10 protein-coding genes and 3 pseudogenes are annotated in these 13143 nt (G+C 37.0%); all 13 read left to right on the forward strand.

The features are described 5' to 3' along the window. Window positions 1-44: 44 nt before the first annotated feature. The 13 genes and pseudogenes from RCJ96_RS05630 to RCJ96_RS05690 all read left to right on the forward strand — a co-directional run bounded on the left by RCJ96_RS05630 (window position 45) and on the right by RCJ96_RS05690 (window position 13065). Complete coding sequence (locus tag RCJ96_RS05630; RefSeq protein WP_000574107.1) at window positions 45-830, forward strand: DUF3388 domain-containing protein; 786 nt, start codon at window positions 45-47, stop codon at window positions 828-830. A gap of 21 nt (window positions 831-851) precedes the next feature. Further along, the gene (locus RCJ96_RS05635) at window positions 852-1763 is read left to right on the forward strand and encodes a RodZ domain-containing protein (protein ID WP_446699726.1); all 912 of its coding nucleotides are present in this window, start codon (window positions 852-854) and stop codon (window positions 1761-1763) included. A gap of 63 nt (window positions 1764-1826) precedes the next feature. Beyond that, complete coding sequence (gene pgsA / locus RCJ96_RS05640) at window positions 1827-2405, forward strand: CDP-diacylglycerol--glycerol-3-phosphate 3-phosphatidyltransferase (protein ID WP_001052965.1); 579 nt, start codon at window positions 1827-1829, stop codon at window positions 2403-2405. A 20-nt stretch (window positions 2406-2425) separates the two neighbouring features. Further along, window positions 2426-3664 (forward strand): competence/damage-inducible protein CinA, encoded by a 1239-nt coding sequence (cinA, locus tag RCJ96_RS05645; RefSeq protein WP_061131608.1) that lies wholly within the window; start codon window positions 2426-2428, stop codon window positions 3662-3664. A gap of 144 nt (window positions 3665-3808) precedes the next feature. Continuing rightward, window positions 3809-4417 (forward strand): annotated as a pseudogene (gene recA / locus RCJ96_RS05650) (recombinase RecA); the annotation flags it as partial. A 97-nt stretch (window positions 4418-4514) separates the two neighbouring features. After that, window positions 4515-5138 (forward strand): annotated as a pseudogene (locus RCJ96_RS05655) (topoisomerase I). A 268-nt stretch (window positions 5139-5406) separates the two neighbouring features. Continuing rightward, window positions 5407-5829: pseudogene (locus tag RCJ96_RS05660) on the forward strand (recombinase RecA); the annotation flags it as partial. Window positions 5830-6314: 485 nt separating this feature from the next. Further along, entirely contained in the window at window positions 6315-7877 is a 1563-nt protein-coding gene (rny, locus tag RCJ96_RS05665) for a ribonuclease Y (protein ID WP_000099774.1), read from the forward strand. 164 nt (window positions 7878-8041) lie between these two features. Next, window positions 8042-8836, forward strand: coding sequence for a TIGR00282 family metallophosphoesterase (locus RCJ96_RS05670; protein ID WP_001221095.1), 795 nt, complete (start codon window positions 8042-8044; stop codon window positions 8834-8836). 148 nt (window positions 8837-8984) lie between these two features. After that, window positions 8985-9245, forward strand: a complete 261-nt coding sequence (gene spoVS / locus RCJ96_RS05675) for a stage V sporulation protein SpoVS (RefSeq protein ID WP_000404341.1) — start codon at window positions 8985-8987, stop codon at window positions 9243-9245. Window positions 9246-9303: 58 nt separating this feature from the next. Continuing rightward, a complete protein-coding gene (locus tag RCJ96_RS05680) occupies window positions 9304-10227 on the forward strand; it encodes a dipeptidase (RefSeq protein WP_416503898.1) in 924 nt (307 codons plus the stop codon). A 227-nt stretch (window positions 10228-10454) separates the two neighbouring features. Next, window positions 10455-12212 carry a 2-oxoacid:acceptor oxidoreductase subunit alpha gene (locus RCJ96_RS05685; RefSeq protein WP_074606234.1) on the forward strand — a complete coding sequence of 586 codons (1758 nt, stop codon included), beginning with the start codon at window positions 10455-10457 and terminating at the stop codon, window positions 12210-12212. Continuing rightward, window positions 12199-13065 (forward strand): 2-oxoacid:ferredoxin oxidoreductase subunit beta, encoded by an 867-nt coding sequence (locus tag RCJ96_RS05690; protein WP_000190154.1) that lies wholly within the window; start codon window positions 12199-12201, stop codon window positions 13063-13065. The genes RCJ96_RS05685 and RCJ96_RS05690 overlap by 14 nt, the downstream gene beginning before the upstream one ends. The last annotated feature ends 78 nt before the right edge of the window (window positions 13066-13143 follow it).

Below are 13143 nucleotides of genomic sequence, written 5' to 3' on the forward strand. Positions count from 1 at the left end.
AATATAGTACGTAGGTGTAAAGTAAGCAAGGGGAGTGATCTTGGATGATTGAATGGTATTTTGAATATGAAATACATAAAAACCGACCTGGCTTGCTTGGTGACGTTTCTTCGTTAATCGGTATGCTCGGCATTAATATTGTCACAATTAATGGTGTAGATAATGCAAGGCGTGGATTACTCCTTATGTGTGATAATCAAGAGCAAATCTCTAGACTAGAATCAATTTTAAATACGATGGATAACATAACGGTAACGAAATATCGTCCGCCAAAGCTAAGAGATAAGCTAGCGGTTAGACATGGTAGGTACATACAACGAGATGCAGATGATAAGAAGACATTTCGGTTTGTGCGTGATGAATTAGGGTTACTTGTAGACTTTATGGCTGAAATAATGAAAAAAGAAGGCCATAAGCTAATTGGTATACGAGGAATGCCTCGTGTCGGAAAAACAGAATCCATTGTTGCCGCAAGTGTTTGTGCAAATAAGAGATGGTTATTTGTATCGTCTACTCTTATTAAGCAAACTGTTCGTAGTCAATTGATTGAAGATGAGTATAGCGACGACAATATTTTCATCTTAGATGGAATCGTGTCAACAAAGCGTGCTAACGAAAGGCATTGGCAGCTCGTTCGTGAAATTATGAGATTGCCTGCAACGAAAGTTGTGGAACATCCTGACGTATTTGTGAGTCAGTCAGAATACACATTGGATGATTTTGATTATATTATCGAGTTGCGTAACGATTATGATGAAGAAATTCAATATAATTTAGTAGATGAAATTGAGCAAGGTACGCAAAATAATTTCTCTATGTTTGACTTTTAAAGAAATATTGAGGTGTTAGTAGTGACAGAATTAGGACAAAAGCTGAAAGAAGCAAGAGGAACGAAAGGCTTGTCTATTGATCAGCTGCATGAGATTACAAAAATTCAAAAACGCCATTTAGTAGCAATTGAGGAAGGCAATTATGATGTATTGCCAGGAGCTTTTTATGCGCGTGCATTCATTAAACAATACGCAGATGCGGTTGGATTAAATGGAGAGGAACTGCTTGTAGAATATCAGAGTACGATACCACAATCTGAAAAACGCGACGTTCCACAAGTGTCAACCGGACAAAAAACACAAGAAACAATGCAGAAATCTTCATCATGGCCAATTGCAGATCATATGCCGAAAATCTTAGTTGCGCTGCTAGTAATCGCAGTTGGAGTGGTAATTTGGTTTATTTTCCAAGCGTTAACTGGAAAAGGTGATGAGAAGGTTCCGAATGCTCAAAGTGAGAAAATTGAAGTTAAAAAAGCGGAAAATTCTCCGTTAGATACGAAGAAAGATGAAGTGAAAGCGGAAGAGCCGAAAAAAGAAGAATCGAAAAAAGAAGAGCCAAAGAAAGAAGAACAACCAGCGCAACCAACAGGACAACAAGAAATCAAAGTAGTTGGGACAACTGGTAAGGAGTCCACTTTGGAAATTCATAACAATAAAACGTTAGAATTAGAAATTACAACAAAAGGTGCAAGTTATGTAGGTATTAAAAATGAGGCAGGAAATGATATCTTTAGTGGAACAATAGAGGAAGGTCAAACTCAAAAATATGATTTATCAACAGCGAAAGTGGTAAACCTTAATATAGGAAGTGCACCGAATGTTGAATTTAAATTAAATGGCCAAGTGGTTACATTCCCGTTGAATCCAGAAGAGAATTATCATCAAAAATTCTTGATTAAAAATCTAGGGATAGAGCAACCTGCACAATAACAGTCATCGCTTCGATGACTTTTTTCAATGAACAAATGTTTTTGATATGATGGAGGAATAGCTGTGAATTTACCAAATAAAATTACAATATCTAGAATCTGCTTAATTCCAATTTTTATGGTAATTATGTTAGCACCCTTTGATTGGGGTTCATACACAATTGGTGATGTTGATTTACCAATTCAACACTTAGTAGGAGCGCTTATCTTTATTGTTGCTTCGGCTACAGATTGGATTGATGGACATTACGCAAGAAAGTATAATCTTGTAACGAATTTAGGGAAGTTCCTTGACCCGTTAGCTGATAAATTACTTGTTTCAGCGGCACTTATCACGTTAGTTGAGATGCAATACGTACCTGCTTGGATCGTTATTGTCATTATAAGCCGTGAGTTTGCGGTCACTGGTTTACGTCTTGTACTTGCTGGAACAGGGGAAGTAGTTGCGGCAAATCAGCTAGGGAAAATTAAGACGTGGACACAAATCATCGCGATTGCGGCATATTTATTACACGATGTACCTTTAAATTTAATCCATATTCCAGTTGCTGATATCTTTATATGGATTGCATTAATTTTTACTGTTATTTCAGGATGGGATTATTTCTGGAAAAATAGAGCTGCTTTTGTAAACTCAAAATAGAAGTTTATGGGGGAATTGGGATGAACGCTGAAATTATTGCGGTTGGAACAGAATTATTACTTGGACAAATTGCAAATACGAACGCCCAGTTTTTGTCTGAAAAGTTAGCTTCAATTGGAATTAACGTGTACTACCATACTGTAGTTGGTGATAATAACAAGCGACTGCAGCAGGCGATTGAAGTTGCAGAAGAACGTGCGGATATGCTTATTTTCACAGGTGGATTAGGACCGACAAAAGATGATTTAACGAAGGAAACAATAGCGTCTAGCTTAGCGGAAGAGCTTGTATATGATGAAAAGGCATTAGCATCAATAAGCGATTACTTTAAGCGAACAGGTAGAGAGTTCACGGAGAATAATAAAAAGCAGGCGCTCGTTTTGGATGGAGCGACTGTATTTGCAAATGATCACGGTATGGCACCTGGTATGGGATTAAATAAGAACGGAAAAGTTTATATTTTATTACCAGGACCACCGAAAGAAATGAAGCCGATGTATGTAAGTTATGTGGAGCCTTTTTTACGTAACTTTACAACAGGAGAAAACATTTATTCTCGCGTGCTTCGCTTTTTCGGAATTGGGGAATCTCAATTAGAGGTGAAAGTTCAAGATTTAATTGATGGACAAACGAATCCGACAATCGCCCCGCTTGCCAATGATGGAGAAGTGACATTACGTTTAACGGCTAAACATCAAAATGCTCATGAAGCGGAGAAACTCATTCAGCATGTGGAAGATTTGATTTTAGAAAGAGTTGGAGAATTTTTCTACGGGTATGACCAAGAGTTTCTACATTATAAGGCGATAGAGTTATTGAAGAAAAAAGGATTAACTTTAGCGTGTGCGGAAAGTTTAACAGGTGGTCTCTTTGGTAATCAAGTAACAGAAAACGCTGGTGTGTCTTCCGTATTTAAAGGCGGTGTCATTTGTTACCATAATGATGTGAAGCAACATGTATTACATGTACCTGAGGAAGTCTTGTCTACTGATGGTGCAGTTAGTAAAGAATGTGCTCGTTATCTTGCTGAAAATGTTAGAGAATTATTAAAAGCGGATATCGGAATTAGTTTCACTGGGGTAGCAGGACCAGATGCTTCAGAACATAAAGAGCCGGGAACTGTATTTGTTGGATTGGCGATTAAAGATGAACCAACTGTAGTCTTTCCTCTAAATTTAAGCGGAAGTCGTCAACAAATTAGGGAACGCTCAGCAAAATATGGATTTTATCATTTGTATAAAAAGCTAGAAGAGATATAAGTCTCTTTTAGCTTTTTTTAATGGTTAAATGCGGTTATATTTAATGAAAAATAAAAAAATCGAATAAATGTTCGATTTTTGTTGGCAAATTGAATTGAAAATAGGTATAATAAGATTAGCAATTCAGTTAAGGAGGAATTTTGAATGAGTGATCGTCAAGCAGCGTTAGATATGGCGTTAAAACAAATAGAGAAGCAATTCGGTAAAGGTTCAATTATGAAATTAGGAGAACAAGCAGAGCGTAAAGTTTCTACGGTTTCTAGTGGTTCTTTAGCACTAGATGTGGCACTAGGAGTAGGCGGATACCCACGTGGCCGTATTATCGAAATTTACGGACCTGAAAGTTCAGGTAAAACAACAGTTTCATTACATGCAATTGCAGAAGTACAGCGCCAAGGTGGACAAGCGGCGTTCATCGATGCTGAGCATGCAATGGATCCTGTATATGCACAAAAATTAGGTGTTAACATCGATGAATTATTATTATCACAACCTGATACAGGGGAGCAAGGTTTAGAAATCGCAGAAGCACTTGTACGAAGTGGTGCGGTTGATATTATCGTAATTGACTCTGTAGCAGCTCTTGTACCAAAAGCTGAGATTGAAGGAGACATGGGTGACTCACACGTAGGTTTACAAGCTCGTCTAATGTCTCAAGCACTTCGTAAACTTTCAGGTGCAATCAATAAATCAAAAACAATCGCAATCTTTATTAACCAAATTCGTGAAAAAGTTGGGGTTATGTTCGGAAATCAACTACAAGTTGCTTAATCAGAGTGTAGTACTTGAATCTTTATTTGTCTTCTTCATCTAAGTCTTTATAAGGGGTTTCTTATAAGGAGTGATTAAAGTGGCAGTGACAATTGGTAATAGAACTTATCGAAACATAGAACAATGGCAAGTGGATTTTATTGTTAAACATGCGGATAGAAAATTAAAAGATATAGGTAAAGAAATTAATCTGGATGAAAGGCGAGTAGGTGAAATATTAAAGCTACTCGGAGTTAAAAGAAACAGACATAGGAAGATTTACTTACCTAAAACCGCAGAAGTTGAACAAGAGTTGAAAAATCCATATTTATCACATGTTGAAATTGCCGTTAAGTATGGTGTATCCGATACATGTGTTGCTAAAAGGAGAAAAGAGCTTAATGTAAAGGTCAGAAAGAAAAATTATGATACTTTACTGGAACAATAAATTGAAGAGATATTGTTAAGTTTAGATTTGGCGTTCATTAAGCAAAAAAGAATCGATAAGTGGTCTATTGATTTCTACTTAGGTAGAAAATATTGTTTAGATGTCCATGGGAAATGGGCACACTCACTCTCGAAAATAAAAGAACGAGATAAAAGAAAGCTTTTATTTATGGAAGAGCGCTGTTATAAATATCTTGTTATACACGAAGAAGAGCTAGTAAATAAAGAAAAAGTCTTGCAAAAGATTAAGGAGTTTACCATGGGTTTCCCTTGCTAGTGATAGCATGTTAAAAAACCTTGTGAACCTTATTGCCTAAGGGTGTAACTATTCATATAGTTGCTAACGGTGAAGCCCACCATTATTTAGGGTAATACCGTGCCAAGCTCCATAGTGATATGGGGAAGGTGTAGAGACTACCGAAAAGGACTTTTAGTTAACTGAGTAGGGTACGGCAGATGATAGGCTACTGCTGGAAGTGCAAGGCTCTCTGTAAAGAGATGAAGAGATAGTCCGGACTATAGAGATGGAAAATCTATAGATAGTGCCAGAAACAACTCCAGGTGGTCGTGCGTTGAAATTCTATTCAACTGTTCGTCTTGAAGTACGTCGTGCGGAGCAATTAAAACAAGGTAACGACATTGTTGGTAATAAAACAAAAGTAAAAGTAGTTAAAAATAAAGTGGCACCACCATTCCGTGTTGCGGAAGTTGATATTATGTACGGAGAAGGTATTTCAAGAGAAGGTGAAATCTTAGATATGGCTTCTGAACTTGATATCGTTCAAAAGAGCGGTGCTTGGTACTCTTATAATGAAGAACGCTTAGGGCAAGGTCGTGAAAATTCGAAGCAGTTCTTAAAAGAAAATACGGATTTAAGAGAAGAAATTGCCTTCTTTATTCGTGAGCATCACGGAATTAGCGAAGATTCAGGTGCTGAAGATATGGAAGATCCAAGTCTTCTTGATTAAAGTGGGATAAAAGACACGGCTTCGTGTCTTTTATTTTTGTATCATTATGAAAGCGTTGTATATCGTTGGAGATAAAATATTTAATCCATCTAAAACATTATGTGTACAGAGGGATATATGCGTGTTTTACATGAATAAACTAGAATTTACTAAGGTTTTCCAGGATAATATACTCTCTGCTTTTTAAATTCCTATATAAATTAGAGTTGAAGGTAAAGAAAGTAAAAGTAGACAACGCTTGACAATGAAAATTGCGATAGATACAATGAGAATGTATATTTTTTCTTATATACGAAACACTCTTCTCAAGAAGAGAAGTAATATTCGGAGTAAGACTTAAATCTTGCCGAAATAATAATATGACATTTTAATTGTGAAATGAAGAAAGTCCCTTAAAAAAGCGGGACGACGGTCTTTGCTGTATATTGGTATTCAATGTACATGCCGACAGTCTTTTTTCATTCATAGCAAGGGGAGGTGAAATCATGAGTAGTACAGTTTGGATACTCATCTCCATTTTGCTTGCAACAGTCGGTGCAGTTGTTGGCTTTTTTGTTCGAAAGTCTATTGCTGAAGCGAAGATTAATGGTGCAGCCAATGAAGCGAAACGTATTCTAGACGAAGCGAATCGTGAGGCTGAAGCACTTAAGAAAGAAGCGCTTTTAGAAGCAAAGGATGAAATTCATACACTTCGTACAGAAGCTGAATTAGAAATTCGTGACCGTAGAAGCGAATTACAAAAACAAGAAAATCGTTTAATGCAAAAAGAAGAGAACCTTGATCGTAAAGACGAAACGCTCGATAAACGCGAGCAACAGTTAGAAAAGAAAGAGGATTCTCTTGTAGCGAGACAACAACAGATTGAAGAGTTGGAAAGCAAAGTGGGAGAGTTAGTTCAAAAGCAACAAACAGAATTAGAGCGCATTTCCAATCTGACACGCGAACAAGCGAAAGCAATTATTCTTGGTAAAGTAGAAAGTGAAGTTTCTCATGAAATTGCCGTAATGGTAAAAGAAAGTGAAGTTCGTGCGAAAGAAGAAGCGGATAAGAAAGCGAAAGAGATTTTATCTCTTGCAATGCAGAGATGTGCAGCTGATCATGTTGCTGAAACAACCGTTTCGGTTGTAAATCTTCCAAATGACGAAATGAAGGGACGTATTATCGGACGTGAAGGTCGAAATATTCGTACGTTAGAAACGTTAACAGGTATTGACCTAATTATCGATGATACACCAGAAGCGGTTATCCTTTCTGGATTCGACCCAATTCGTCGTGAAACAGCTCGTATCGCTCTTGATAAACTGGTACAGGACGGACGTATTCACCCAGCGCGTATTGAAGAGATGGTCGAAAAATCAAGACGTGAAGTGGACGAGTATATTCGTGAAGTCGGAGAGCAAACAACGTTTGAAGTGGGTGTTCACGGTTTACATCCAGATTTAATTAAGATTTTAGGTCGTTTAAAATACCGTACAAGTTACGGGCAAAACGTCTTAAAACATTCTATGGAAGTTGCATATTTAACTGGACTTATGGCAGCAGAGCTTGGTGAGGATGAAAAACTAGCAAGACGTGCTGGTCTATTACATGATATCGGTAAAGCGATTGACCATGAAGTAGAAGGTAGCCACGTTGAAATTGGTGTTGAACTCGCAACGAAATATAAAGAGCATCCTGTAGTTATAAACAGTATTGCATCTCACCACGGAGACACAGAACCAACTTCTATCATTGCAGTTTTAGTTGCAGCAGCAGATGCATTATCAGCTGCAAGACCTGGAGCTCGTAGTGAAACACTTGAGAACTATATTCGTCGTCTTGAAAAGTTAGAAGAGATTTCAGAGTCTTATGAAGGCGTAGAAAAATCTTTCGCAATTCAAGCAGGACGAGAAGTTCGTATTTTGGTAAAACCAGATACAATTGATGATTTAGAAGCTCATCGTTTAGCTCGTGATATTCGAAAACGTATTGAAAATGAACTGGATTACCCAGGGCATATTAAAGTAACTGTTATTCGTGAAACACGTGCAGTGGAATACGCAAAATAAAGTGGTGAAACACCACTTTATTTTTTTGTGTTGGAATTGGTTAAAATAAAGGAAATTAGTTATACCTAGCATACAAGTGAAACAAACTTATAATAAATATATTGTAAGATAATTACTTGAAGCTATAGTAATAAAAAATGTAGTACATAGGAAGGGTAAGACATATGAGAATATTATTTGTTGGGGATGTAGTAGGATCTCCTGGTAGAGGTATGATTCAACAATACGTACCGGCATTAAAGAAGAAATATACACCTACAGTAACCATTATTAATGGGGAAAATGCAGCAGGTGGACGTGGAATTACGGAAAAAATATACCGAAACTTTTTAGAATGCGGAGCACAAGCGGTTACACTTGGAAATCACGCTTGGGATAACCGTGAAGTATTTGAATTTATTGATGATGCAAAATATCTTGCAAGACCAGCTAACTTCCCAGAAGGCACTCCAGGAAAAGGGCTTATTTTTGTGAACTGTAATGGAACAGAAGTTGCAGTTATTAACTTACAAGGACGTACATTCCTTCCTCCAATTGATTGTCCATTCCGTAAAGTGGATGAATTAATTAACATTGCGAAAAAACGTACGAATATTATTTTTGTTGATTTCCATGCGGAAACTACAAGCGAAAAACAAGCGTTAGGTTGGTATGTAGATGGTCGTGCTACAGCGGTAGTAGGTACACATACGCATGTTCCTACAGCAGATAATCGCATTTTACCAAGCGGAACGGCATATATCACAGATGTTGGTATGACAGGACCGTACGATGGAATTTTAGGTATGGACCGAGAAGCAGTATTGAAGAAGTTTTTAACAAACTTACCAGTACGATTTGAAGTGACAAATGGTAGAACACAATTAAGTGCGGTGCTAATTGATGTGGACCCTAATACGGGAAAAGCTAAGAAAATTGAGCGTATCTTAATTAATGATGATCAGCCATTTTTTGAGTAATTCCTATTAAAATTTAGATAAGTTATTATTTTTTAATTTTTTAGAAAAATTACAGAAATTTAGCAGGAATACGTGTCATTCCTCGTGAATATAAGTTAAAGTGAAATAATTGCTAATACTTTTTATAGAAACGAGGAGGAAACGCGGAATGGAAATATTAAAAGTTAAAGCAACGTCGGTCCCTAATTCTGTAGCTGGTGCACTTGCAGGTGTTATTCGCGAACGCGGAACAGCAGAAATTCAAGCCATTGGTGCAGGTGCATTGAACCAAGCGGTAAAGGCAGTAGCAATTGCAAGAGGATTTGTAGCGCCTAGTGGTTTGGACCTGATTTGTATCCCAGCGTTTACGGATATCATGATTGATGGGGAAGAACGTACAGCAATAAAATTAATTGTAGAACCTCGTTAAGTTTAAACAACCTGTTTGCAGTATGCAAACAGGTTGTTTTTATAATGGAGGAATGAAAATGAAAATTTTTGATGCTCATTGTGATGTGCTTCTTCAGTTATGGAGTGCACAAGGGAGAAAGGATTTTAAACATGATTCGCAATTACATATTACATTTGAACAGTTAAAGAACAGAAAAGGAAGTATACAATGTTTTGCTATATATGTGCCAGAAACAGTGGCATATGAAAACCGATTTGAAGTAGCATTGCAAATGGTAGATATTTTTTATAATGAAATTTTATCCCTACCAGGTGTGAAGTTTATTCAGACAAAAGATGATATTAACATGTTAAAACAGGACGAGATTGGAGCGATATTAACACTAGAAGGATGTGAAGCAATTGGAAAAGATGCAATGAAAATACGGTTGTTGTATCGCCTAGGAGTACGTTCTTTTGGACTAACATGGAATTATGCCAATCTATTAGCTGATGGTGCGCTAGAGACGCGTGGGGCAGGTTTAACGACTTTTGGTAAACATGTTGTACAAGAACTGAATGCGTTACATGTATGGACTGATGTGTCTCATTTGAATGAAAGAAGTTTTTGGGATGTTATAGAAATTGCAAAAAATCCTATTGCTTCCCACTCAAATTGTATGAAACTTTGCCAGCACCCACGTAATTTAAACGATGAACAACTTAAAGCTCTTATAAAGCGAAATGGCATGATCGGTGTCACTTTTGTACCGCAGTTTCTAACAAATGAAAAACAAGCGAATGTAGCAGATATAGTAAGACATATCGAATATATTTGTTCATTAGGTGGAGAGAACAATATAGGGTTTGGTTCGGATTTTGATGGGATAGTAGAAACAGTTGTAAATGTATCAGCGTATCGAGATTATGAAAATGTAATTAACGAGCTTTGTAAACACTATGCTGCATCTACTGTAGAGCGATTTTTATATGATAATTTTGTTGAACATATAAGCTTTTAAAATTTTTGTTTTAAAAATCCAGAAAAATTAGAATTAATTCATTTGATATTATTGCTTTTTTTAAGACCTAATACTAGAATGAAAAACAAAATAGCTTTATACTAAAGATTCAGGGAAATCAGAAGAGGCATAATTTGCGTCCATTGTAGTTTATTTGCATAAAAAATGCTAAACTATTACTGTAAAAAAATACACTACAATGAATGCAGCCAAAAGGGGTGTAGGAGATGATTAGTCAACTTTCATGGAAAGTTGGAGGCCAACAAGGTGAAGGAATTGAAAGTACAGGAGAAATCTTCTGTATTGCATTAAACCGATTAGGATATTACCTATACGGTTACCGCCACTTCTCATCACGTATAAAAGGCGGCCATACAAATAATAAAATTCGTGTAAGTACAACAGAAGTACGCGCGATCTCAGATGATTTAGATATTTTAATTGCTTTTGATCAAGAAACAATTGATTTTAACTTCCACGAACTACGTCCGGGCGGGATTGTAGTTGCAGATGCGAAATTTAATCCGACAATACCTGACAATACAGATGTAAATCTATATGTGATACCGTTTACAGATATTGCTTCAGAATTAGGCACATCATTAATGAAAAACATGGTTGCTGTTGGAGCATCAAGTGCGGTATTAGGATTAGATGAAACAGCTTATTTAGATGTTGTTGAAGAGATCTTTGGTCGTAAAGGAGAGCAAGTCGTTCAAAAGAACATGGACGCAATTAAGCGCGGCTCTCAATATATGAAAGAGTTACTAGGTGAGAAAGTAAACATGATGCAGCTTGAAAAAGCTGATGGTCAGAAGCGCATGTTTATGATTGGGAACGATGCGATCGCATTTGGTGCAGTAGCTGGTGGTGCTCGCTTTATGTCTGCATATCCAATTACACCTGCATCTGAAATTATGGAATACTTAATTAAAAAATTGCCAAAAGTCGGCGGAACAGTAATCCAAACTGAGGATGAAATTGCAGCTTGTACAATGGCAATCGGTGCAAACTATGCTGGTGTTCGTACATTAACTGCATCTGCTGGTCCAGGTCTATCTTTAATGATGGAAGCGATTGGTTTAGCAGGTATTACAGAAACGCCATTAGTAATTGTTGATACACAACGTGGTGGTCCAAGTACAGGATTACCAACGAAACAAGAGCAGTCTGATTTAATGGCAATGATTTACGGTACGCACGGTGAAATTCCAAAAATCGTAATGGCGCCAAGTACAGTGGAAGAAGCTTTCTATGATATTGTAGAAGCGTTTAACTTATCTGAAGAATATCAAGTACCTGTTATTTTCTTAACAGATTTACAGCTTTCTTTAGGGAAACAGACAGTAGAACCACTTAAGTTAGAGAAAGTGGAAATTCGTCGCGGTAAGCTTGATTTAGAAGCGGAATTACCAGAACGTGAAAATAAAGCATACTTCAAGCGTTATGAAGTAACAGAAGATGGCGTTTCACCACGTGTTTTACCTGGTATGAAAAATGGTGTTCACCATGTTACAGGTGTAGAACATGATGAAACTGGTAAACCATCTGAATCAGCATTAAACCGTAAAGATCAAATGGACAAACGTTTCCGTAAAATGGAGAACTTGAAGTTTAATACCCCTGTTTATAAAAATGTTAAGCATGAAGAAGCAGACGTATTGCTTGTTGGATTTAACTCAACTCGTGGTGCGATCGAAGAAGCAATGGAGCGCTTAGAACAAGAGGGTATGAAAGTAAACCATGCTCATGTGCGTTTAATTCACCCGTTCCCAACAGCTGAAATCGATCCACTTGTGAAAAATGCGAAGCGTGTTGTAGTGGTAGAAAACAATGCAACAGGTCAACTTGCTAACATTATGAAAATGAATCTTGGTAACGGTGAGAAAATTTCTAGTCTTTTAAAATATGATGGGAACCCATTCTTGCCGAAAGAGATTTACAACGAATGCAAAAAAGGGGTTGTATTAAATGGCAACATTTAAGGACTTTCGTAACAGTGTAAAACCAAACTGGTGCCCAGGTTGCGGAGACTTCTCGGTGCAAGCTGCAATTCAACGTGCGGCAGCTAACGTTGGCTTAAATCCAGATGAACTTGCTGTTATTTCTGGTATCGGCTGTTCAGGTCGTATTTCAGGTTATATTAATTCATATGGTGTGCATAGTATTCATGGTCGTGCCCTTCCAATTGCACAAGGTGTAAAAATGGCAAACCGTGATTTAACAGTTATCGCATCAGGTGGTGACGGTGATGGATTTGCGATTGGTATGGGACATACGATCCATTCTATTCGTCGTAACATTGACATTACGTACATCGTAATGGATAACCAAATTTACGGATTAACAAAAGGGCAAACTTCACCACGTAGTGAAGCTGGATTTAAAACGAAAAGTACACCACAAGGTTCAATTGAACCGTCACTAAATGTTATGGAAATGGCTTTAACAGCTGGTGCAACATTTGTGGCGCAAAGCTTTTCAAGTGATTTAAAAGAATTAACACAAATTATTGAAGCTGGTATTAACCATAAAGGATTTTCATTAATTAACGTATTCAGCCCATGTGTTACTTACAATAAAGTAAATACTTACGATTGGTTTAAAGAGAATTTAACAAAACTAAGTACAGTAGAGGGATATGATCCGTCTAATCGCATGATGGCTATGCAAACATTAATGGAAAACAACGGATTAGTAACAGGGTTAATTTATCAAAATACAGCGCAGCCTTCATACCAAGAACTAGTAAAAGGCTATAGTGAGAAGCCTTTAGTGCAATCTGATTTAAACATGGATCAGAAAATGTTTGATGAGCTTGTTGCTGAATTTATGTAATGTAAGAAGAGGAGGTTGCCATTTGGCAGCCTTTTTTAATGAGTAAAAATATAAAGCAGTCTTATTTACTTGGAAAAT

Source organism: Bacillus sp. BSL6, assembly GCF_052928345.1.